Genomic DNA, 22,461 nt, shown 5'->3' with positions numbered 1-22,461 from the left:
AGCCTGCGGCCCCCGTCCACGGGCGCAGCCCTTCCTGCAGTCGGCTTCGGCACCCTTACGATCCTACTGAGAACGCACCTGCTGTGCTCACATGATGAACCCGCCGGAGGGGCCGTGACGGGGGCTTCGACGGCTTCGAGGGAGGGGGTCCGTGGATCTCAGCGCGGTGATCATCGCCGTGGCAGGCGTGGCGGGAACTCTGGGAGGCTCGCTCCTTACCCAGCGAGCTGCCGAGCGGGCGAGACGCAGGGAGCTCGAGCTGGTCCGGGACCATGAGGACGTCCGCGAGTACCTGCTCCTCCGACGTACCTGCTACGCGGAACTCAATCGGGACGCACGGCAATTCACCACAGCTCTCAACCGTCATCTGCATCTCCTGCGGGAAGGCGGTGTCGAGGAAGCCGACAAGCATGCACTCGAAGAAGCGAAGAGAGCTCACCGCGACCGCTACTCGGCAGCACAGATGATTGCCCCTGACGATGTGCTCGCACGGGCGAGCACGGTCAACCAAGCCCTCAACAAGGTCTACGGTCAGGTGAAACGCATGGAACGAGGAGAACCTGAGCCAGGGGAGACGATGGCGGACGCGTTCCATGCCCAGGCTGAGATCTGGGACATGCTGCGCGCCATGAGGACCATGATGCGTCGCGACCTGGGCGTGTCAGCGCCGGAGTGATGTCGCGACCCACAAGTCCGGAAGGGAATGCCCCTCGGGCCCGAGATCGCAGACGTGGAGCGGAACATCGCCGCATACGATCAGCAGGCCGAAGGCCACGCCGCGCCGCGCAACGTCCGCCGGCCGCAGCCGCGGCAGCATCACGCCGTCTTGATCCAACGCCATGCCGAGCACCCTAGCCCGCTCGCACGACGAGGGTGGGCAGAATCGTTCGCGTGAATGCACACCAGCCACCGGAGACTACCCCCGACGGGCATTACGTCGTCATCGGCGGAAGGAAGTGGCGCGCAACCGATCCGTCCCTCCCCGAGGAGATCGCAGCGCGTCTCCGGCATCACCTCATGTCGGCTCGTCGGGCGGTGCGCTCGGCGACGACCGCGGGCGATGCGACCACCGAGAGGGCAGCGCGTGCACGCGTGCACCAGGCAAAGGTCGCGCTGGGCGAACGTGGTACCCCCTGGTGGGACCAAGCTGAGGACGAGCGCCGACGACGTTGGGAACAGGGGCTCGCGCTCCTTGATTCCGAGGCGCAGAGCTGAGGGCGGTGTCAGGGACCGACGTGCACATACGGCGCCCACAGCACGGGGGCGTCCGGCCGGGCGCCGCGCAACAGGACGAGCGCCTCGTGTGCGGCGGTCGCGGGTGAGTCTCCCGAGGTCAGTGCCTCGTAGATGCGGTCCGTCGCCTGTGGCGCGCGGGTGTCGCTCACCGGCCAGAGAGTGGCGATCACATGGCGGAATCCGGCGGTCTGCAGGGCGCCGGCGACATGGGCCGCCTCGTCGGCGAGGTCGGGGTCTCCGAGGGCGGTCTCACAGGCCGAAAGGACCGCCAACTCGGCACGCTCGCAGCGCAGTCCGGCGATGTCGGCGCTGGTCAGCGGGGCGCTGTCCGGGTCCTCGGCGTCCCAGCAGTAGAGCGCGGCCCCGCCCTGGCTCGGCGGGCGCTGCTCGGCGTGGCCCGCGAAGTGGAACCACGAGCAGGTGGGGAGCTGCGCGAGGATCCGTCGGCGGGTGGCCTGTGAGCCGGCGAGTGACACCGCCGGAGTGAGGCGCCGTGTCAGTCGGGCCGTCTCCTCACCGGCGTGTGGCAACGGCCGGTTCCCGCCGTCGAGATGGGGCACGGTGGCGAGCAGCAGGCGGGGAGGCCGCTCTGCGGCGGGCCGGGCGCGGGCAGCGAGCAGGGCGCGGATGGTGGGTGTGTACGAGGAGACGCAGTGGTCGGCGACGCAGGTGCCGTCCGGCAGCAGTGCTGCGTGCAGAGGGAGAAAGGAGAGCTGCCCGGTGAGACACCACCAGATCCGGGCGCGAGGCTCGTTGCTCTCTGATCCACCCTGGCCGTCCCGGTTGTTCCGGAAGTGCGGCTCCACCCGCCGCAGCCGCTCCAGAACAGGCAAGGCGATCCGGCTCCCCAGCCAGCGGAGGACGTCGAGGAACACCGGGTGGGCCTCGGGTGGATCCTCCCCCAGCAGGTCCTGGGCCCGGCCCAACAGCCTCGCCTGCCGGTTCACAGTCGCGCGGGTCACGTCCGGGAGCTCAACGAGTTCCAGGTCGCCCTCGGAGGTGATGATCAGCGCGTCACCACGCGCCTCCGCGATGTTCACGACGATCACCGGACCGTGTTCGCCGGCGGGTGCGAGCTGCTGCCAGGAGGGAGGACGGAGGAAGTCGGCGCACCCCTCGACCTGCCGGATCTCGTCCACCAACGCGTCCCAGCGCCGATGCAGACGCTGCCGGTCGTCTCCGTCGAGAGCGGCTGCGGCGGCGCCTGCGAGACCGGCCGCCGTTCGATCCGGACCAACTCCCGGGACCCCACCCGCGAAATCCAACTGCTCGCGCATCGAGCTGAGTTCGTGAAGCTTCTCGCGGACCTTCTCACGGAGCGGCACCGGGACATCGCGGGCCGGCAGCTCCGTACCCGCCCGTTCGTCGTGGGACTGCCGCATCAGTACGCCCCGGCCTTCCTCCAGCAGTTCGACCGCGAGGTGCTTCTCACCGAGGTCGAGGGCCGTCGCCGCGGCCTCGCGGGCCAGATGGAACACGGACGTGGCGAGCACATGCGCGCGGTCGTCGCGCTGCAGGCCGTGCCAGGCGGCGAGCGGCAGCAGCTCCATCGCCGTGCGGTAGCCGGACAGCGCCTCCCGCGCGTCGCCCAGCAGCGCGTGGCTGCGCGCGTAACCGTACGCTGCGGGAAGCCGGTGCCCTGCGGGCAGGAGTGTGCTGTGCATCGCCCGCTCGTACAAAGGCGCGGCCCGTTTCAGGAACCTGGGGTTCCCCGTTGCCTCCCACCTGGTGAACCATGTCACGGCACGAGCTGCCAAGTACGTGCCGAGGTCGGGGCTGTTCTCGGGCAGGTGCGCAAGGGCGCGGCGGTAGGCCCGGTCGCTGCGCGACAGTTCCCGCTGGTCCCTCGTGGCTTCGTACCTCAGCCGGTGCAGTTCCCCGGCCAGGCCGTGCGTCCGGGCCCGCAGTCCCGTCTTGTCGGGCCGGCCGGGCCGGACGGCGCGCAGCGCCTCGAACGCCTGGTCGAGGTAGTCGGGCCGTTCGGTGAGCCGGGCCAGCGTGGCGAGTGTGGCGGCCAGCAGGAACCTCGATTCCATGGCCCCCCGCTTCCAGGCCGGGCCCGACGGCGTCGATCGCGGCGCGCAGGGTGTCGGCGGCCTCCGTTCCGTACTGCTCGTCCTCGGTGCGTACGTACAGGTCGTTGAGCGAGACCGCGAGGCTCCCCAGTGCGGACTCGTACATGGTCGGCTGGTGGTCCCGCGCCAGGATGACGGCTTTACGTTCCAGTTCGACCGCCCGCCGCAGGTCCGCCAGGGCGTCGGTGGCGGAATAGCGGCTGTGCAACGCCCGGGCCACGGCACTGAGCAGAGCGATCGACTGGAACGGTTCGGTGTCCTCCGCCAGCCCGGCGGCCCCGGTGCGAATCGCTTCGTCGACGTACTCCAGGCCGGCCGTGCGGTCCGCCAGATCAGTGAGGAAGCCGACGAGGGCGGCGAGGTAGGCGATGCGGTGGGGTTCACCGAGGGGAGGGCTCAGTGCCGCCTCCCGTAGGCAGCGCTCCGCTTCCTCGATGAGGGCGGGCCGATCGGACCAGCGCTCGGTCAGGCACAGCGCCTGGGCCAGCGCGACCCGGTACAGGGTGTGGCGGGGACGTGTGGGTGGACGGGTCGCGTCGACCGCGAGACGCAGCAGAGCCACGGCGCCGTGCACGAGATCCGCAGGGCTGGCGTGGTCGGACGGGTCTGCGGTACCGGGCGTTTCCGGCGGTCGTGGATTCGCGTACCGATCGGTGGGGTCAGGGGAGGAGGAGGCCATACCCAGACACGCCCCAGTGAGGCGATCAGGCCGGCCGAGTGCCCTTGCAGTCGGGCCAGTTCGACGGAGGCGTCGAGCAGCCTCCCCGTGGCCACGCGGCCCGCGACCACTCGTGGATACAACTCCGTGAGCATCTCGACCTGGGCGTCCACGGCGAACTGAGCGCTGTGCGACGCCTCCTGCGACCGCGCGTGCACCCCGGCCTCGTAGCGCAGCTTGCTCGCGTGCAGCAGGTATCGGGTCAACGGCGCCAGCCGGGACGTGCCGTCGACCCAGGACCAGCAGTCGAACGCCTCCTCCGCGCTCTCGGAAGCCAGCGCGAGCAACCGCCGGTCGCCGGCGGCTTCCGTCGCCGTACTCGCGGGCACCTCGCACAGCGCGAAACCGGCCGTCGTACGTACCCAGGACCCGGGCGGGACCGGTGGCTGGAACTGGGCGGCGGCGCCCGGCGTCGTGCCCAGGTCGCGTCGCAACTCCAGCAGGGCGTCCGTCAGCGAGGCGTCCGGCAGTGGCGACGCGGGATGCAACAGGCGGTGCACCCGTACGGTGCCCAGCAGGCCCGGCGTGGCGGAGGCAGCGGGCAGTGCGGGCACGGCGTCGTCCCACAGGCGTTCCAGTTCGGCCCATGACCTCCCGGGGGCCGGGTCCAGGACCACGGCGATGCCGGTGACGTCGTGCACGGAGTACAGCAGTGCCTGGAACTGCCCGGACCGTCCCGGGTCTTCGACCGCCGCTCTCAGCCGCAGGGCGCCGGTCCAAGCCGGTTCAGCAGGGAAGTCCGTTCCGATGCCGGGCAGTGCGGGAACGCTCATGCCCAGCCGGACGGCACAGCCGTCCCACACGGCGCGCAGGAAGACGCCCGCCTGCTCCGGGCGGGCGCGGGAACAGAACTCCGTGGCCGCGAACATGTGGATCACCAGCGAGGTGCGGGCCATCAGCGAGGGGCGCCCTGGCCGGGGTCGGGGTGCGCAGGGGGCTCGTCCGGGTCGGCCGGCGGCTGGGTGGCGGATCCCGTTCGCTCGTCATGGATCAGGCGGTTGACGCGTTCTTCCAGGGCCGGCGGCGGCCCGGTCGACTCGGGCTCGGCCGCGCGCCGTGCACGCCAGTGCGAGCAGTAGTCCTCCAGGTTCCGGGCCGCGCCCAGGACGGCGTCGGCGTCGGAGTCCCGCATCGCCTCCTCCAGCCGGGTCACGATCGTCTCCACGCGCCTCCACCGTGCGACGGGAAGTCGCGCGTCGCGCAGCAGGGCCAGGGCGGCCGACGCTTCCCGCAGAGCCACGTCGAGTACGGTCATGCGGGCATCTTTCCCCACCCGCGCGGGGTGAATGCCGAGGCCTCGTGCGAGCGGTCGCCGCGTGACGCGATGCCACGGCTCGCGTGAGCGGAACAGGCACCGGTCAGCCTACGGGCCCGCCCGAGGAGGCAACAGCTCGCGATCACCATCCGGGAGTCGAGTGGGGTCACGCGACGGGGTGGTCGTGCAACCGGCCTGCGAGGAAGGCGATTTCGCGGGCGAGTCGTTGAGACAGGTAGCACATGCCGTCGGGCACATCGCGCGGAAGTGTCAGGCCGGGGTAACTAATCGGTCTGGTTCATGCTGCGAGGCGCGGTCTGCAGCAATTTTCGGATTCTACGAACTGCCCGTCCGAAATCGCTTGCTGCGGAACTGGCGCTGTCTACCCAGATTGTTCGAAGCCACCGCCCCTCCGGCCGCATGGTCACACATTCTCGACACAACGTCCGTAAGAGCGTCAGGCATGTGATGAAGGAACACGCCGGGGAAGGTGGCCGATTCATGCGCTGCTGACCTGCTGAGACGGCGCGGGTTGGCGTGAAGCTCTTGATCTGCGCACATCAATGAGTCAGGTTCTAGGCGGGCCGAACGCAGTTCCGGTCCGAACCCCCCACACCCCCCACGAAAGTGACGAGGAGAACCCTCAGATGTCAGCTCGCGCATTCACACGCAGAATGCAGGTCCTCACCGCCACGGCTGTCGTCGCGACCCTGACGACCTTCGGGACGGCGCACGCACAGATCGCTCCCGAACCCGCCCCCGCGGAAGGCACCGTGTACGGCCTCGGCGCCAAGGGAGCCGTACCGGGCACCTTCATCGTCACGCTGGACGACAAGGTGAACAAGAGCGCGCTCGCCAAGGAGTACGGCGGCAAGCTCCAGCGCACATACAGCGCCGCCCTCGACGGCTTCTCCGCCGGCGGCCTCTCGTCCGCCGAGGCCAAGCGCCTCGCCGCCGACCCGTCGGTCGCCAAGGTGGTGCAGGTCAAGAAGTTCAGCATCAACGCCACGCAGGACAACCCGCCCTCCTGGGGACTCGACCGCCTGGACCAGGCCGACACCGCCGGCGACAGCAAGTACACCTACCCGGACGGCGCCGGCGAGGGCGTGACCGCGTACGTCATCGACACCGGCGTACGGACTACGCACAAGGACTTCGGGGGACGAGCCGCTTCCGGCTTCGACGCCGTCGACAACGACAACGACGCCACGGACGGCAACGGCCACGGCACCCATGTCGCCGGCACCATCGCGGGCGCGGCCCATGGTGTCGCCAAGAAGGCGAAGATCGTCGCCGTCCGGGTGCTCGACGACAACGGCTCCGGAACCACCGAGCAGGTCGTCGCCGGCATCGACTGGGTCACCAAGAACCATCAGGGCCCGTCCGTCGCGAACATGAGCCTGGGCGGCGGCGCCGACGAGGCCCTCGACGAAGCCGTACGCAAGGCCATCGCGGCCGGCGTCACCTTCGCCGTCGCGGCCGGCAACGAGTCCGCGGACGCCGGGCAGGGTTCCCCGGCCCGCGTCAAGGAAGCCGTCACCGTCGCGTCCTCGACCAAGGACGACAAGCAGTCCGACTTCTCCAACTTCGGCTCAGTCGTGGACGTGTACGCCCCCGGCTCCGACATCACCTCGGCGTGGAACGACAGCGACGAGGGCACCAAGACCATCTCGGGCACGTCCATGGCCACACCGCACGTCGTCGGCGCCGCGGCCGTCTACCTGGCGGGCCACAAGGACGCCACGCCGGAACAGGTCGCCAAGGCACTCACCGACGGCGCCACAGCCGACAAGATCTCCAACCCCTCGCAGGGCACCGCCAACAAGCTGCTGAAGATCGTCGAGTAGGGGTCCTCGACCGGCGCTCGCTGTGCTGTCCTGACGAGGCACGGCGAGCGCCGACGCCGTTGTGCGCGGCAGACACCGAGCGCAGGGCCTGACCGCGCGCCTGCGCGAAGGACATGGCGATGCCCGTGCCGGCCCGCCGCCGCCCGCCGGTCAGTCCCGGAGCACGTCAATGCTCGGCGTTGCCGGTGTGGGCGGCGAGGTTGGTTTCGAGGCGTTCGAGGACGGCGAGGGCATCGCCGAGTTCGGCGCCCGTGAGATCGCCGGCGACGTAGTCCTCCAAGCGGGCCCAGAGGTCTTCGACCTGCCGGCGCAGAGCCTGGCTGGCGGCAGTGGGTTCGACCATGACGGAGCGCTTGTCGCTGGTGGAACGCACGCGACGCACGAAGCCGGCCTTCTCCAGGCGCTGGATGGTGCGGGTCATGGTGGCGGCATCAGCGCCGACGTGCCGGGCCAGGTCGGTCTGGCGCATCCTGCCGCGGTCCCACAACTGCATCATGACCAGCTCCTGGGCCGGGTGCAGACCGACTTCGCGCAGCAGCTGGCCGGCCAGCGTGCGGTGCAGACGGGCCACCCGGAAGATCGCATGGCTGATCGGTCCGCGGCGTGCGGCCTCGGGGAGTTCCCCGGTCTCGGGGACCTGGGGCGTTGCCTCGGATTCCACGGTGCTTCCTTCTGCTCCCTCACGTGCGGCCGTCCCTGCGGCGCCTGTATGCGGGAGTCGACGCCGACGCCGACTCCCGCATACAGGCTCCCAGGTCTGCCTCCTGAGAGCAGGGTATGCGCCGCTCAGGTTCGGCACGCCCTGAGGGCTGGGCCCGTCGCCGAACCGTCAGGCGCGGGCTTCCTCCAGCGTGGGGTAGTCGGTGAAGCCCTTCTCGTCGCCGCCGTAGAAGGTGGCGGGGTCGGGCGTGTTGAACGGCCCACCGTCGGCCAGGCGGGCGGGCAGGTCGGGGTTGGCCAGGAAGAGGGCGCCGTAGGCCAGCAGGTCCGTGGTGCCGTTCTCGACGAGTTCCAATTCGGCCGGTCCGGTGGGCTCTTTGCCGGTGAACGGGTTGATGACGAAGGTCGACGGCCATGCCTTGCGCAGCCGGAGTGTCAGGTCGCGCACTCCGGGGGCCTCCAGCTGGTGCAGGTAGGCGAGGTTGAGCGGGGCGAGGGCTTCGACCAGGGCGGTGTAGGTGGCCTCCGTATCGGCGGTGTCGGACTCGTCGATGTCGTTGTAGGGGTTGCCCGGGGAGAGACGGAAGCCGACCTTGTCCGCGCCGACGGCTGCCACGACGGCGTTGGCGATCTCCACGGCGAAGCGGATGCGCTTGTCCGGGCTTCCGCCCCATGCGTCGATGCGCCGGTTGCTGTTCGGGGCGAGGAACTGGTGGATGAGATACCCGTTGGCGCCGTGCAGTTCGACGCCGTCGAAGCCCGCATCGACGGCGTTGCGGGCGGCGGTGGCGTAGTCGGCGATGGTGGCGCGGATCTCGGTGTCGGACAGTTCGTGCGGGGTGACGAAGTCCTTGGGACCTTCGTGGGTGTACACCTGGCCGACGGCCGCGACGGGGGAGGGGCCGACGGGCTGCAGGCCCGTCAGCGCGGGGTGTCCGACCCGTCCGGTGTGCATGATCTGCAGGTAGATGACGCCGCCCTGGGCATGGACGGTGCCGGTCACCTGGCGCCAGGCGGCGACCTGCTCGGCGGTGTGGATGCCGGGGGTGTCGGGGTAGCCCTGGCCGACCCTGGAGGGCTGGACGCCCTCGGTGACGATCAGCCCGGCGGAGGCACGCTGTGCGTAGTACTCCGCCATCAACGGCGTGGGGGTCTGGCCCGGGCCGTAGGCGCGGCTGCGGGTCATCGGGGCCATGACCAGACGGTTGGAGAGGCGCGTGCCACCCAGCTCGTAGGTCTCGAATGCCTTGGACATCGTCATCTCTTTTCGCGGGAAGGGAAGCTCTTCAAGCGACCGCGCGGGGTCTCCACAAGGTCGTTACTTGTCCGAACAGGGAAATCCGGCTCCGTCTTCCCGGAGGTATGTGTGAGCCGCATCACTGCCGTGGGACCGTATCCTGGCGCTAAAGGCGCATGGGATCGCAACTCTGCATGGCGGCGAACCCTACGGGCTGATCGCTCGATACTTGCCCGAACAAAATGGTCAGGTTCAAGTCGATGAGAAGCGGCCCCGCACCGACTCGGCATCGATGGGAACTGTGCGGGGCGGGCGGCGACTCGGCTGCGCAGCCCCTTCAGCAGCACATCCAGGTAACGGCGGCCGGACTCCAGGCGCGTCTGCCGGTCGTCGCCGTGGACGGTGTCGGCGAAGGCGATGCCGCAGATGGGCCGGACACTTCCTGCCCGAAGAGACACCGGAGGAACTCAGCAACGCAGTAGTGGATTTCCTGCACCGACCCGGCGCTGCCCCGCATGCCAGCCGGTGTGGTGTTCGCAGCTGCTCGTGGCCGAGCCGGCCGTGGCCCCACCCGACGAGATCACCGTCGAGGACGGGCCCGGAGCGAGCACGGCCTGGGTGTCGACGGCGAGCAGGGCCCGGAAGCCGGGGGTAAGCGGCTCTCCAGCTCCATGGCACGGAAACGGATTTCGCTCGGGGTGGTCATGTTCGGTGTCCTGGCTTCTTCATGACGGGCCCGGCGGCCCAAGGTGCGTTCCCTCAGGGCGTCACCAGGACACCTCGCGGACGTCGGCCCGGCTCTGCGGCTGGATCGTGGCCGTGATCTCCGACCGGTGGCGGCTCGCCGAGAACGTCACTGTGAGCGTCTGCGCCTCGGTCCGGCTCGTACTCACCGTGAACCCCTGGTTCGGTACCGCCGAGATCAGACACACCGCGTCGTCACCGAACCGCACGGTGGCCTTGCCGCCCTCGGACGGCACCGTGTAGACGCCGGCGCCGCCTTCCTGGCATCCCGAGCCGTCCGTGCCGGCCGGCGCGGGCGGGGTGCTGGTGCGCGCGGTGGGTGACGGCTTGGGCTTGGGCGCCGGGCTGGGATCGGTCGCAGGCTCGCTGCTGCGGGGCGGCGGACTGGGCCTGCGGCTGCTCGCCGACGGACTCGGGGAGGGCTTCGCGGTGGTAGGGCCGGGCCGCGGGGACTTCAGGGGCACACTCGGCGCGGACTGCGCGACCGGCGCGGTCGGCCGGGTCGACCCCACCACGAAGTGAATCGTGAGGATGACAGCGGTGACACTGGCTGCCGTGCAGGCCAGCCATATGATCAGGTAGCGCAGGAGACGGGACACGGCACCATAGTGACGGACCGGCTAACGTGCTCGCTCATGGCCTCTGTACTTGTCGTCGAGGACGACCCCGTCATCCGGGCTGCGCTGATCGAGGTCCTGACCGGGCACGGCTACGCGGTCAGGACCACCCACCAGGGTTTCGAGGCGCTGCGCGAGATCACCCAGAGCCCGCCGGACATCGTGGTGCTGGACCTGGGGCTGCCCGATCTCGACGGCCTCGACGTGCTGCGCATGATCCGGGGCATTTCCCGCGTGCCGGTCCTGGTCGCCACCGCCCGTGACGACGAGAGCGAGATCATCCGGCTGCTCAACGCGGGGGCCGACGACTACCTGGTCAAGCCGTTCTCCGGTGGTCAGCTCGCCGCCCGGCTCGCCGCCGTGCTGCGCCGGTCCGTGCCCGCCGACGTACAGGCGGCCCGGCGGCCCGTCCTGCAGGTGGCGGACCTGCGCATCGACCCGGCCGCGCGCACAGCGCACCTGGCCGGCCGGGAACTTCCCCTGACCCGCCGCGAGTTCGATCTGCTCGCCTACCTCGCCGCGCACGCCGACCAGGTCGTCACCCGTCAGCGCATACTCGCCGAGGTGTGGCAGCAGCCGTACGTCGAGGACCAGACGGTCGATGTCCACCTCTCCGCACTCCGCCGCAAAATGGGCGAGAAGGCGCGAAAGCCCCGCTATCTGCGGACGGTTCGCGGCCTGGGTATCAAGTTGGTCAGTTCGCCATGAGACGCGCACTTGCCGGGATCGCCCTGGCCGTCACCTCGATGGTGGCCCTGTCCTTCCTCATCCCCCTCGCTCTCCTCGTACGCGAACAGGTACGGGACCGGGCCACCACGGCTGCCGAGCAGCGGGCGTCGGCCCTGTCGCCGGTGCTCGCCCTCACGACCCGGCGCGCCGACGTGCAGCAGGCCGTCGCCGAGCTCGGGTCCTCCGACCAACTCGTCGTGCGTCTGCCCGACGGCAGCTTCGTCGGCACGCCGCACGCGCCCCGGGCCGCGCTCGACCGGGCCGTGCGCGGACGCGAGACGCTGGCCGTGGACACCGCCGGCGGCTGGGTCTACCTCCAGCCCGTCGTCCTGCAGGGCGACCGGGTCGCGGTCGTGGAAGCCTTCGTGCCCGCCGCAGACCTCACCCGGGGCGTGGCCGCGTCCTGGGGCGTCATGGTGCTGCTCGCGCTGGGTCTGGTCGGCGGTTCGGTACTCGTCGCCGACCGGCTCGGCGCCCGCGTCGTCCGGTCCTCGCGCAGTCTCAAGCGCGCCTCACTGGCTCTCGGCTCCGGCGACCTGGACGCGCGTGTCGAACCCGACGGCCCGCCGGAACTGCAGGAGGCAGGAGCGGCGTTCAACACCATGGCCGACCGCGTCCTCGACCTGCTCGCCGTCGAACGCGAGCTGGTGGCCGACCTCTCGCACCGGCTGCGCACCCCGCTGACCGCCCTCTATCTGGAGGCCGACCGGATGGGGTCGACGCCCAGCGCCCGGCGGGTCGCGGAGGCGGCCGGCCAGCTGGAGAGCGAACTGGACTCGATCATCGCAGCGGCCCGCACACCGCTGGCGTCGGCGCGGCCGGCCCGTGCGGCGGCCGGCGCGGCGAAGGCGTGCGACGTCGCCGAGGTGGTCGCCATGCGCCTGGACTTCTGGTCAGTCCTCGCCACCAAGCAAGGACGGCCCTATGAGCGCTCCCTCACGCCGCGATTGGTGCCCGTCGCCTTCCCCGAGGACGACCTCGCGGCCGTCGTCGATGCCCTGATCGGCAATGTCTTCAGGCACACCCCGGAGGGCACCGCCTTCGCCGTGCGCGTGGAGCGGGCGGATCGTCACGTGTTCCTGACGGTCGACGACGCGGGACCGGGCGTGGCGGACCCCGACGCCGCGCTCACGCGGGGTGTGAGCGTCGGCGGTTCGACGGGGCTGGGCCTGGACATCGTGGCCCGGGCGTCCCGCGCGGCGGACGGTGAACTGACGATCACCCGGGCGCCATTGGGCGGCGCCCGGGTGCGGGTGTCGTTCGTACTGGCCGATGCGGACGGGACCGGCGGCGGGGTGCGGTGACCGGGGCCGGCGACCAGCGCAGGCGCCAAGGGGGGAGCGGGGCCGACGACCGGCGCAGACGGCCAGGGGGGAGCGAGGTCAGCGACCGGCGCCGAAGTCCTGCGTCCACCAGGGGCCGCCGTCACCGAAGTGGACGCCCACGCCCAGCTCCTTGAAGGAGCAGTTGAGTATGTTCGCGCGGTGTCCGGGGCTGTTCATCCAGGACTTCATCACCGAGGCCGCGTCCGCCTGACCCTGGGCTATGTTCTCGCCCAGGGTCGACCACTGGTACCCCGCGGCCTCGACCCGGGTCGTCATCGTCGAGCCGTCGGGGCCGGTGTGGGACATCACGCCGCTGCTCGCCATGACGTCGCTGAAGTCGTCGGCGGCCCGGGTGAGCCGGTCGTTCGCCGTGAGCGGGGAGCATCCCGCCGCGGCCCGCTCCTTGTTGACCAGCGCGAGCACCTGCGCCTCGGGCCCGCCACCGCCCCCGGAGCCCGTCCCGGAGCCCGATCCGGTGCCGCCCGGCAGCCTGCCGCCGGAACCGCTCGCCGCCCCGCCGCCGCTGCTCTTCGCCGCCGTCCCCGCCGGTGCCTTCGACGCGGGGACGGTCGACTTCCGTGCACGGGGGGCGGGACTCGCCGATTGCTTCAGCTTCTCCTTCGGCTTCACGCTCGGCGAGCTGCTCGCCGTGGTGCTCGGGCTCGCCGAAGCAGAGGCGAGCGGCGTCGCCCTACCGGATGCGTCCCCGGCGCCCGGCGTCCTGTCCGTGCTGTTCGCGACGACACGGTCCGACGCGTCGCCGTCCTCGCCGCTGACGACGGCCACGGTGATCCCGACTCCCGCGATCGCGGCGACGGCTCCCATGGCCAGCGCGGGACCGCGCCTCTTCGGCCCACTGCTGGGCCGGGCGTGGAAGCGGGACGGACGAGCGGCTCGGCGGGAACCCATGCAGGACACCTCGGTTGGTCGGTCGGCTGACTCAGCCCCGAATCCGGTGGCCGCGATCGCGGCCACCGGACCTGTGGGGGGTGTTCGAGAGCCTAGAACCCGGCCAGGGCGGAAACCTCTGTTCGAAGGTCATCTTCAAGAACCCTTAAGAGAGCCGCCAAAGTCCGCTGAGGAACGCTTGAAAGCGTCCCGACCTGTCATGCGGCGGCGTAGTGCGCGCTCCCGGACACCGAGAGGCCGGGCGCCGGAGCGAGAGTGCGCGCGTCGCGAAGACTGTCGCCGAACGCGCTCAGTGCCACGGGCCGGCCTCGGTCCATACCGTGAAGCGGCGATGCACCGTGGCGGGCGAGATGCCGACGTCAGCGGCAGATGCCGTCAGGCACAGCCGCTGGTCATCGCGTACACCACTGCCGTGAACACGGCCCGCCCACCAACTCGGGGTGGTCCCTCCACCATGCGGAAGAGCGGCGAACGACGGCAGCAACGGGGCAGCCGTCTCTGAGAGTTCATCAGGAACAAGACAATTCGATAGATCGGCACCTACGACCGGCAGTGCCGCACGAACATCACGTCACGTCAGACACACTGTCAGTCTTGATCGGTGCGGCCGACCTGGCGGCCTGCTCGATCTTCGCGCAGTAGGCTGCGCGGGCTTCCACGTCGATCCGCTGCTCGTTCTCGGCGCGCACCCCGGTCCGTCCGTCGAGGCCCTCGCGCAGGATGTCGGCGTGCCCGGCATGCCGGATGGACTCGCCGAGGACATGGACCATGATGGCGAACAAGTTCGTGTTGGGATAAGGCCCCGGCCACCACGGCACATGGCCGGGGGCGTCGAGCGGAAGCTCGTCGATCGTCGCGTCCGAGTGTTCCCACGTGCGCCGGTAGAACCCGATGATCTGATCGCGGGTCTCGTCCTCGGTCGCCCACAGATCGCTGCCGTTGTAGTCCTGCCACCGGGGCAGCGGCTCCGGACAAGGGCGGTCGAAGACCTCGCCGAAGTACCTGGCCTCGACGGTGGCCACGTGTTTGACCAGACCGAGGAGGTTGGTCCCGGTCGCGGTCAAAGGCCGGCGGACGTCGTACTCGGACAAGCCGTCGAGCTTCCACAGCAGCGCCTCGCGGTCCCGCCGCAGTCTCCCGTGCAGGGTGTCTTTCGCGAATGAATCGATCATGCGGCACGAGCCTGCCATGGGCTGTTCGTGCTCTCAAGATCCCGTGCGCGGTCCGCAAGGACTGGCAGAGTCGAGGCCTGGCCGTGGCTGCCGCCCCGACCTGTTACAAGAGAGCAAAGATCACGGCAGTCCTCGTACCCCGGTGAGGGTGGCTCCGCGAGGAGCACGCGGATGCCGAGGGCGTGCGCTGGATGATGCTGGACATCGAGCTCGACGATCCGGCCCAGCTCGGAGAGGAGGGGTACGACCTGATCGTCATGCGGCCGATGTACCCCTTCCTGACACGCTCCTGCCAGCTTGCGGCTGCCGGACGTGGGGACAGGCGTTGCCCATGCGCCGGAACCGGCTTCAGTTGGTTTCGGCCCCACTTGACGATCGTTCGGGCATGATCTGTCAGTGTATTTTGGCCCACCCGCGCGGCGCGGCGTGTGGTTTGGGGGACGGGTGTGCCCCGTGGGGTACTCCATCGACGGGGAGATGTCTGTGATCGTCTGGGTGAACGGCGCGTTTGGCAGCGGGAAGAGCACGTTGGTGGATGAACTGCGTCCGCGCTGGCCCGAGGTGCTGGTCTATGACCCGGAGATGGTTGGCTTTGTGCTGCGCAAGATCGTGGAGGTCCCGACGGGCGATTTCCAGGATCTGCGGCTGTGGAGGCGGCAGGTCGCTGATTTGGCCGTGGGACTCGTCGAGGAGTATCAGCGGCCCGTCTTGGTGCCCATGACGCTGGTCAACCCCGGCTATGCCGACGAGATCTTCGGTGCGTTGAAGGGTGCGGGGATCCCTGTTCACCACTTCTTCCTCAAAGTCTCCAAGGAAGTGCTGGAGAAGCGAATCGCCGGACGGAGCTTCACGCCTGACGACCCCGCGCAGGATGAGCGGGTGCGCACGTGGTGCAAGTCCAAGATCGAGTCGTGCATGGCCGCAGCGGATATCCTGCCCAGTGACACCGTCTTCCTCAACGGTGAGCTGAGCCCGCGGGAGCTGGCCGACGCCGTGCTGGCCCGCGTCGGCCCCTCCAGGGCCGCTAGTGCGAGTTCTCGTGCAGGATCAGCCGCTGCGCTGCTGGTTCGTGGTGGGGGCGACGCGCTATGAATCAGTGCCGGTCTCGATGATGTTGCCATCGAAGGCGAGCCGGTTCACGATCGCCGCGCCCCGACATCGACGCCGGCAGGCCAACGCGCACGGCACACCGCCAGAACGACTTCCTCGCCCGGACTTCACCATCGGGCGGGGTGATCGATCGAATGCTGCTGTCCGTTCTCGGGTTCTGGCTCAACTTCTGTGGAGCTGTAACTGAGCGTTACCGAATCGGGCAAGGCGGTCCTGGTGACTGTGGCGGGATCGCCGGTGAAGCTAGGCTGCAGATTCGATTGGCCCGAGGAGAGTTTGATGCCCAGCCGCCCGCGCGTGGAGGAAGCCCTCGGCGTCCTGCGCTCTGAACTGGATGCCGGGCGATCGCCGGTAACCGAGTTGACCACACAGGATGCCTGGCTGGCTCGCGTCTTGGACGCCGGCCTGTGGGACGCAGCCTGAGATCGCAGCGAAACCTGTCAGGATCGCCCTTCAGTTCAGGTTGTAACGGCGTCACCTGGCATAGGTTGTAGCGCCCCTCCATGGGCGCCTGGTTGCTTCGGCCTGAGTAGAAAATCGCAGTTCAGGATCCCGCAATTCCGGGACAGTCCGCATAGTTGGAGATGGCTGTGTGCAGGCGGGGTGCGGCGAAGCCCCCGGTATCCACCCTGAGGGGTCCTGTGTGTGGAGCCGTGAGATCGGCTGCGCCTGCTTTGCGATTGCACTCGGCCACGCGCCGTGGCACCAGCGTTCAATCGACGGGGCATCAGGCGAGTCCCCAACGTTGTGAGAGGAGCAGGCGTTTCCGGGTGGTACCGCGGTGTCGTGGGCCGGTCGGAAGCGATCACAGGGACCATCGGCCTTCCTCGGTGGACCGGTAGCCACTGATCGGCACGCTCCCGGCGCAGCAGGATCAGTCACAGATCGACTCGCCCGCTGAAACGGCCGGAACCAGGAGTGCTGCCATGCCCTCGACTTCAAGAGAACCAGAATCCCCGGGTGGGGCAGGTACAGACCGCCTGCCCGGGGCCAAGTCCTCGCTCGGCTTGCCGGCAGCCACCGCCCTGGTGATCGGCAGCATCATCGGAACCGGGGTTTTCGCGCTTCCGTCCGCACTCGCGCCGTACGGGCCGATCTCCCTTGTGGCGTTCGTGGCGGTCACGCTCGGCGCGCTGGCGCTGGCGGTGACCTTCGGAGCACTGTCCAAGCGCACCTCGTCCAGTGGCGGCCCTTACATCTACGCCCGGGAAGCGTTCGGGGAATTCGCCGGGTTTCTCAACGCCTGGTCGTACTGGATCACCGCGTGGGCCGGAAACGCGGCGATCGTGGTGGCATGGGTCGGGTACGTCGAAGTGTTCGTCAACACCGGCCACCGGGTGAGCGGTTCGGTGCTGATCGCCCTGGTAGGACTGTGGATCCCCGCAGCCGTCAACCTCACTGGCGTGCGCAACACGGGCGCCTTCCAGATGATCACGACGGTGGTGAAGTTCGTACCGCTGATCTTCATGGCCACCATCGGGCTGTTGTTCGTGGACCCGGACAACTTCGGTCCCTTCAATGCCAGCGGGCAGTCCACGCTGGGGGCGATCTCGGCGGCTGCGGCCATCGCCCTTTTCAGCTATCTCGGTCTGGAGGCAGCCTCGGTGGTCGCCGGGCGGGTGCGGGAGCCCGGGCGCAACGTGCCCCGCGCCACCGTCTACGGAACGTTGGCCTGCGCGGTCATCTACATCCTGGGCACGCTCGCCGTCTTCGGTACCGTCTCGCACGGCGCGCTGGGCTCGTCCACCGCACCGTTCACCGACGCCGCCAACAACATCTTCGGCGGCACGTGGGCGGGTAACACCGTGGCCGTGGCTGCCATCGTCTCCGGCATCGGCGCACTCAACGGCTGGACGATGCTCTGCGCGGAAATGCCGTACGCGGCTGCCCGTGACGGCCTCTTCCCCGGTGCCTTCGCCAGGACGCGAGGGGCCGGCGGAGTACCGGTCTTCGGCATCGTCGTCTCGACCGTACTCGCCTCCCTGATCACGGTTTTCAGCTACACACGCTTCGACGACGTCTTCACCAAGATCGTCCTGCTGAGTGTGCTCACCGCGGTGATCCCGTACCTGTTCTCCGCCGCCGCACAGTTGTACTGGGTCCTGGCCGCCCGTGGCCGGGACGGCCTCACGCGCGGCCGACTGGTCCGGGACGCCACCGTGGCCGCACTCGCCATGGCCTTCTCCTACTGGTCGATCCAGGGCAGCGGGTACCAGACGGTCTACTACGGCCTGTTCGTGCTGTTGCTCGGCCTGCCGGTGTACGTCTGGCTCAAGCGAACCCGCCAAGAGGTCGGAGCGCCCGACGGCCCCGCGCCGACGGCGTCCGACAGCTCGTCCGACTCGGCCGCGACCATCCTTCCTGGCCCACGAGCACCGGAGACAACGCCCGCTCGTCTTCCCGGCCGCCGGACGACGGTCGTTCGCTTCCGCAGAAGCGCCCGGCGCCACCGCCACTGACCACTACTCGCCATCCCTCCCTCACTGGAGCTTGCGACCATGACCGTCTTCCACGTCGACTCCGAGGTCGGGCGACTTCGCCAGGTCATCCTGCACCGGCCTGGACTCGAACTGTCCCGCTTGACCCCTCGCAACGTCGACGCCCTGCTGTTCGACGACATCCTGTGGGCCAAGCGCGCCCGCGAAGAGCACGACGCCTTCGCCCAGGCCCTGCGGGACCAGGGCGTACGCGTCCACTACTTCGCCGACCTGCTCGCCGAGGTCCTCGACGTGGCCGAGGCCCGCACCTGGCTCCTGGAGCGGATCATCACGCCGGGGGCCGTCGGCCCCGCCCTCGCGGAGCCCATACGGCACCTGTGTGCCGACCTCGACGGTGAGACACTCGCCGGCTACCTGATCGGCGGCCTGCTCAAGGACGACCTGCCGCTGACCACTGCGAACAGCCTGTTCTGGAGCGCACTCGGTGAGGAGGACTTCGCCCTCACCCCGCTGCCCAACCATCTGTTCCCACGCGACAACTCCTGCTGGATCTACGACCGGCTCTCCGTCAACCCGATGGCGAAACGTGCTCGGCGCCGAGAAAGCCTGCACGCTGCGGCCGTCTACCGCTTTCACCCGCTGTTCGCCGAGTCCGCCACCAGCCCGATCCTGGAGCAGTCCTCGGCGCCCGGCGGCCCGGGCACCCTGGAAGGCGGTGACGTCCACGTCCTCGGCAACGGCTCGGTCATGGTCGGCATGGGTGAACGCACCACCTCCCAAGCCGTCGAGGCCCTGGCCACCCGCCTCTTCGCCGAGGGCACGGCCAGGCGCCTGCTGGCCGTCCAACTCCCCGCCACACGTGCGTACATGCACCTGGACACCGTCTTGACCATGGTCGACCGGGACGCGTTCGCCGTCTATCCGGGCCTGGCCGACTCCCTGCGCTCCTGGTCCTTGGTGCCCAGTGAGGACCGTGCCTGCGGCTTCGACGTCATTCCCGAGTCCGACCTCGCCACTGCCCTGGCCGAGGCCCTCGACCTGGACAAGGTCCGCATGTTGTCCGCACCGCAGGACGTACGCGCGGCCGAGCGCGAACAGTGGGACGACGGCAGCAACTTCCTCGCCGTGGCCCCCGGTGTCGTCGTCGGCTACGAGCGCAACGTGACCACCAACACCTATCTGCGCAAGCAGGGCATCGAAGTGATCACCATCGCCGGCGCCGAACTCGGCCGCGGCCGGGGCGGCCCCCGCTGCATGAGCTGCCCCATCGAACGCGACCCGGTCGTCTGACCGCCACCACGAGGAACCGCCATGAGCATCGACCTGCGAGGCCGCTCCTACCTGAGCGAGCTCGACTTCACCGCACGCGAGATCAGTCATCTCCTGGACCTCGCCGCCGACCTCAAGAAGGCCCGGCGCCTGGGCACCGAACAACCGCGCCTGACCGGCCGGCACCTGGCCCTGATCTTCGAGAAGACCTCCACCCGTACCCGCTGCGCCTTCGAGGCCGCCGCAGCCGACCAGGGAGCCGCCACCACCTACCTCGGCCCCGGGGACACCCACCTCGGCCAAAAGGAGTCCGTCGCCGACACCGCCCGAGTGCTCGGCCGCATGTTCCACGGCATCGAGTACCGCGGCTCCGGCCAGTCGGTCGTCACCGACCTCGCCGCATACTCCGGCGTGCCGGTCTTCAACGGGTTGACCGACACCACCCACCCCACCCAAAGCCTCTGCGACGTCTTCACCATGCGCGAGCAGAGTTCGAAACCCTTGGCCGAGATCAGCTTTTGCTACCTCGGGGACGCCCGCAACAACATGGGCAACTCCCTGCTGTCCATGGGCGCCCTGCTCGGTATGGACGTGAGAATCGCCGCCCCCAGAGCGCTGTGGCCCGAATCCGGTCTCGTTACCGCGTGCCGCTCCCTCGCCGCCGTCAGCGGGGCACGCATCACCCTGACCGAGGATGTGGAGGAAGCCGTCCACCGCGCCGACTTCCTGCACACCGACGTGTGGGTGTCCATGGGCGAACCGACAGAAACCTGGCGGGAGCGCGTCGAACTGCTGCTGCCCTACCGCGTCGACGACAAGACGATGGCGGCTACCGGCAACCCGGACACCAAGTTCATGCACTGCCTGCCGTCCCTGCACGACCGCAGCACCCGTCTGGGCAGGCAACTGTTCGACGCCTACGGGCTGGACGGACTCGAAGTCACCGACGACGTCTTCTCCTCGCCCTCCTCCCTCGTCTTCGACCAGGCCGAGAACCGACTGCACACCATCAAGGCCGTACTCGTCGCCACCCTGGAGGACTGAACCATGCGCATCGTCGTCGCCCTCGGCGGCAACGCACTTCTGCACCGGGGCGAACGCCCCGACGCAGCGGTGCAACAGGCCAACATCGACAGGGCTGTCACCGCCCTCGCCGTACTCGCCCGCGACAACGAACTCGTCATCACGCACGGCAACGGCCCCCAGATCGGCCTGCTGGCCGTCGAAAGCGCCGCCGACCCCGCCCTGACCACTCCCTATCCGCTGGACGTCCTGGGCGCTCAGACGCAGGGCATGATCGGATCTTTGCTCGTCCGGGCACTGCGAGGTGCGCTCCCCGGACGGCAGGTCGCCGCCCTCGTCACCCACACCGTGGTCCGTGCGGGCGACCCGGCCTTCGAGCGGCCCACCAAGTTCGTCGGCCAGGTCTACTCCCGGGAGGTGGCGCACGTCCTCGCCCGCGAGCGCGGCTGGCACATCGCCAAGGACACCACGGGATGGCGCCGCGTCGTCCCGTCTCCGGCGCCCGAGGCCATCGTGGAGACGGACACCGTCCGCGCCCTGCTGAGCAGCGGAACGCTGGTCGTCTGCGCCGGCGGCGGAGGCGTCCCCGTCACGGCCGATCACGACACCGGAGAACTGACCGGAGTCGAAGCCGTCGTCGACAAGGACCTCACCGCAGCCCTGCTGGCCGAGGAACTGAAGGCGGATCTTCTGCTCATCCTCACCGACGTCCCGAACGTCTACGTCGACTTCGGCACGCCTCGTCAGCAGCCCGTGCTCGACGTGACCCCCGCGCAGCTTCGGGACGGGGCCTTCCCCGAGGGTTCGATGAAGCCCAAGACCGAGGCCGCTGCCCGGTTCGTGGAGCGGACCGGTGGTCTGGCCGCGATCGGAGCCCTCGATGCCGCGTACGCCATCGCCCACGGAACGTCGGGGACGCTCGTACGACCCGAACTCGCCCTCGGATGACATGCAATTGACGGCGAACCCGAGAGCCGGTGCCGGGACGGTCGGCTTCCGGTCAGGGCCCAGTGGCCCCTGCTGCCACCGCCTGACGGGACGAAGACTTGAAACAGCCTGAGGAGGATTTCCATGACCCGCACCATCACCGTCGGACTGGACGGCTCGCCGGCGAGCCTCGCCGCCGCAGACTGGGCCGCGCGCGAAGCACAGCTCAGGGACCTGCCCCTGAGGCTCGTGACCGCGTGGGAGTGGCAAGCCCCCGCCTTCGCACCGGCGACCGGACTCGCTGTGCCGGTGCCGCCGAGCGACCTCCAGCGGGCATCGGCCCAGCGCCTGCTGGCCCAGGCGCGGTCCCGCGTCGGCGAAGCCTGTCCCGGGCTGCGGATCGTCACGGATGAGATCCCCGGTCTGCCCGTCCCGGCCCTGCTGAAGGCCGCCGAGGCCGCCGAGCTGCTGGTGCTGGGCTCCCGCGGTTTGGGCAAGGCGGCGGGATTCATACTCGGCTCCGTCTCCCATGCTGTCCTGGCCTCGTGCGAGCAGCCCGTCGTCCTCGTCCGTGCCGTCGAGAACGGGGAGGAGGCTGCGCTGCCGGAGTTCTCGGCACACGACGTCTCCGCCGTCAGCGGTGGCCGTGACGTGGTCCTCGGCCTGGACCTGCACAAGCCCGACGACGCCGTGATCGACTTCGCGTTCGACGCGGCTTCACGGCGCGCCGCACGCCTACGGATCATTCACGGCTGGACGCTGCCGCCCTATTACTACGGTGGCGCGCTCATGCCCGAACTGAACGACGGCCTGGTCACGCAGGTACGGAACGAACTGTCCGACGTCCTGCGACCGTGGCAGGACAGGTACCCCGCCGTGGAGGTCAGCGCGCAGGCCACGGTCGGTGGCGCGGGCCGCCACCTGGTCGACGCCTCCCACGACGCCGCTCTCGTGGTGGTGGGCAGGCAGATCCGTCGGGCGGCGGTCGGTGCTCATATCGGTCCGGTGACCCAGGCGCTGCTGCATCATGCCGTCGCTCCTGTGGCGGTGATCTCCCACGATTGACCGAGAAAGGACAGCCCCGGACAGCGAACGCCCCCAGGAGGGCTCCTGTCGGACCGGTCGGCCCGGGTGCGTGCGTGACGTTCCGGAGGGACCATCGGCGCCCTG

21 protein-coding genes are annotated in these 22,461 nt (G+C 69.6%); 12 read left to right on the top strand and 9 right to left on the bottom strand.

What is annotated here, in order from left to right; all coding sequences use genetic code 11:
* The first annotated feature begins 151 nt into the window (after positions 1 to 151).
* Positions 152 to 676, top strand: a complete 525-nt coding sequence (locus AB0937_RS13475) for a hypothetical protein (protein ID WP_366711583.1) — start codon at positions 152 to 154, stop codon at positions 674 to 676.
* Here the strand turns inward: AB0937_RS13475 and AB0937_RS13470 are convergent.
* A complete protein-coding gene (locus tag AB0937_RS13470; protein WP_366711582.1) occupies positions 662 to 841 on the bottom strand; it encodes a hypothetical protein in 180 nt (59 codons plus the stop codon). The two genes, AB0937_RS13475 and AB0937_RS13470, sit on opposite strands and share 15 nt — an antisense overlap.
* 50 nt (positions 842 to 891) lie before the next feature.
* Between AB0937_RS13470 and AB0937_RS13465 the strand changes: the two genes are divergently transcribed.
* Entirely contained in the window at positions 892 to 1,215 is a 324-nt protein-coding gene (locus AB0937_RS13465) for a hypothetical protein (RefSeq protein ID WP_366711581.1), read from the top strand.
* A gap of 8 nt (positions 1,216 to 1,223) precedes the next feature.
* Here the strand turns inward: AB0937_RS13465 and AB0937_RS13460 are convergent, their stop codons facing one another.
* A complete protein-coding gene (locus tag AB0937_RS13460; protein WP_366711579.1) occupies positions 1,224 to 3,272 on the bottom strand; it encodes a CHAT domain-containing protein in 2,049 nt (682 codons plus the stop codon).
* On the opposite strand from AB0937_RS13460, the gene AB0937_RS13455 reads away from it, so the two are divergent.
* The gene (locus tag AB0937_RS13455; RefSeq protein WP_366711578.1) at positions 3,271 to 3,726 is read left to right on the top strand and encodes a hypothetical protein; all 456 of its coding nucleotides are present in this window, start codon (positions 3,271 to 3,273) and stop codon (positions 3,724 to 3,726) included. The two genes, AB0937_RS13460 and AB0937_RS13455, sit on opposite strands and share 2 nt — an antisense overlap.
* Positions 3,727 to 3,776: 50 nt before the next feature.
* On the opposite strand, the gene AB0937_RS13450 is transcribed toward AB0937_RS13455, so the two are convergent.
* Together AB0937_RS13450 and AB0937_RS13445 are read right to left on the bottom strand one after the other, a co-directional pair.
* Positions 3,777 to 4,925 carry a CATRA conflict system CASPASE/TPR repeat-associated protein gene (locus tag AB0937_RS13450; protein WP_366711577.1) on the bottom strand — a complete coding sequence of 383 codons (1,149 nt, stop codon included), beginning with the start codon at positions 4,923 to 4,925 and terminating at the stop codon, positions 3,777 to 3,779.
* A complete protein-coding gene (locus AB0937_RS13445) occupies positions 4,925 to 5,284 on the bottom strand; it encodes a CATRA system-associated protein (RefSeq protein ID WP_366711576.1) in 360 nt (119 codons plus the stop codon). The genes AB0937_RS13450 and AB0937_RS13445 overlap by 1 nt, the downstream gene beginning before the upstream one ends.
* A gap of 647 nt (positions 5,285 to 5,931) precedes the next feature.
* Here AB0937_RS13445 and AB0937_RS13440 point away from each other — a divergent pair.
* Complete coding sequence (locus AB0937_RS13440) at positions 5,932 to 7,131, top strand: S8 family serine peptidase (RefSeq protein WP_366711574.1); 1,200 nt, start codon at positions 5,932 to 5,934, stop codon at positions 7,129 to 7,131.
* A 166-nt stretch (positions 7,132 to 7,297) separates the two neighbouring features.
* On the opposite strand, the gene AB0937_RS13435 is transcribed toward AB0937_RS13440, so the two are convergent.
* The 3 genes from AB0937_RS13435 to AB0937_RS13425 all read right to left on the bottom strand — a co-directional run bounded on the left by AB0937_RS13435 (position 7,298) and on the right by AB0937_RS13425 (position 10,371).
* Positions 7,298 to 7,792, bottom strand: a complete 495-nt coding sequence (locus AB0937_RS13435; RefSeq protein WP_366711572.1) for a MarR family transcriptional regulator — start codon at positions 7,790 to 7,792, stop codon at positions 7,298 to 7,300.
* 168 nt (positions 7,793 to 7,960) lie between these two features.
* Entirely contained in the window at positions 7,961 to 9,046 is a 1,086-nt protein-coding gene (locus AB0937_RS13430; protein WP_366711570.1) for an alkene reductase, read from the bottom strand.
* Between the two features lie 749 nt (positions 9,047 to 9,795).
* Positions 9,796 to 10,371 (bottom strand): hypothetical protein, encoded by a 576-nt coding sequence (locus AB0937_RS13425; protein ID WP_366711568.1) that lies wholly within the window; start codon positions 10,369 to 10,371, stop codon positions 9,796 to 9,798.
* Positions 10,372 to 10,407: 36 nt separating this feature from the next.
* Between AB0937_RS13425 and AB0937_RS13420 the strand changes: the two genes are divergently transcribed.
* Together AB0937_RS13420 and AB0937_RS13415 are read left to right on the top strand one after the other, a co-directional pair.
* The gene (locus AB0937_RS13420) at positions 10,408 to 11,097 is read left to right on the top strand and encodes a response regulator transcription factor (RefSeq protein ID WP_356447073.1); all 690 of its coding nucleotides are present in this window, start codon (positions 10,408 to 10,410) and stop codon (positions 11,095 to 11,097) included.
* Positions 11,094 to 12,422: a HAMP domain-containing sensor histidine kinase gene (locus AB0937_RS13415; RefSeq protein ID WP_366711567.1), complete on the top strand. Its 1,329-nt coding sequence runs from the start codon at positions 11,094 to 11,096 to the stop codon at positions 12,420 to 12,422. The genes AB0937_RS13420 and AB0937_RS13415 overlap by 4 nt, the downstream gene beginning before the upstream one ends.
* A 78-nt stretch (positions 12,423 to 12,500) precedes the next feature.
* Here AB0937_RS13415 and AB0937_RS13410 read toward each other — a convergent pair whose 3' ends face one another.
* Positions 12,501 to 13,352: a CAP domain-containing protein gene (locus tag AB0937_RS13410; RefSeq protein WP_366711565.1), complete on the bottom strand. Its 852-nt coding sequence runs from the start codon at positions 13,350 to 13,352 to the stop codon at positions 12,501 to 12,503.
* Between the two features lie 566 nt (positions 13,353 to 13,918).
* Positions 13,919 to 14,524 carry a DinB family protein gene (locus AB0937_RS13405; RefSeq protein ID WP_366711563.1) on the bottom strand — a complete coding sequence of 202 codons (606 nt, stop codon included), beginning with the start codon at positions 14,522 to 14,524 and terminating at the stop codon, positions 13,919 to 13,921.
* A gap of 483 nt (positions 14,525 to 15,007) precedes the next feature.
* Between AB0937_RS13405 and AB0937_RS13400 the strand changes: the two genes are divergently transcribed.
* The 6 genes from AB0937_RS13400 to AB0937_RS13375 all read left to right on the top strand — a co-directional run bounded on the left by AB0937_RS13400 (position 15,008) and on the right by AB0937_RS13375 (position 22,356).
* Positions 15,008 to 15,616 (top strand): AAA family ATPase, encoded by a 609-nt coding sequence (locus tag AB0937_RS13400; RefSeq protein WP_366711562.1) that lies wholly within the window; start codon positions 15,008 to 15,010, stop codon positions 15,614 to 15,616.
* Between the two features lie 944 nt (positions 15,617 to 16,560).
* Positions 16,561 to 18,093, top strand: a complete 1,533-nt coding sequence (locus AB0937_RS13395; RefSeq protein ID WP_366711561.1) for an amino acid permease — start codon at positions 16,561 to 16,563, stop codon at positions 18,091 to 18,093.
* Between the two features lie 39 nt (positions 18,094 to 18,132).
* A complete protein-coding gene (locus tag AB0937_RS13390; RefSeq protein ID WP_366711560.1) occupies positions 18,133 to 19,362 on the top strand; it encodes an arginine deiminase in 1,230 nt (409 codons plus the stop codon).
* 21 nt (positions 19,363 to 19,383) lie between these two features.
* On the top strand, positions 19,384 to 20,385 hold the full coding sequence (gene argF / locus AB0937_RS13385; RefSeq protein ID WP_366711559.1) for an ornithine carbamoyltransferase: 1,002 nt from the start codon (positions 19,384 to 19,386) through the stop codon (positions 20,383 to 20,385).
* 3 nt (positions 20,386 to 20,388) lie between these two features.
* Positions 20,389 to 21,312, top strand: a complete 924-nt coding sequence (locus AB0937_RS13380) for a carbamate kinase (protein ID WP_366711557.1) — start codon at positions 20,389 to 20,391, stop codon at positions 21,310 to 21,312.
* Between the two features lie 123 nt (positions 21,313 to 21,435).
* On the top strand, positions 21,436 to 22,356 hold the full coding sequence (locus tag AB0937_RS13375) for a universal stress protein (RefSeq protein ID WP_366711556.1): 921 nt from the start codon (positions 21,436 to 21,438) through the stop codon (positions 22,354 to 22,356).
* Positions 22,357 to 22,461: the final 105 nt, after the last annotated feature.

It is taken from the genome of Streptomyces sp. NPDC047880 (assembly GCF_040706515.1).
Classification (GTDB): domain Bacteria; phylum Actinomycetota; class Actinomycetes; order Streptomycetales; family Streptomycetaceae; genus Streptomyces.
The sequence above is the reverse complement of the archived record's forward strand: the minus strand, read 5'-3'. Positions and strand labels throughout refer to the sequence as shown.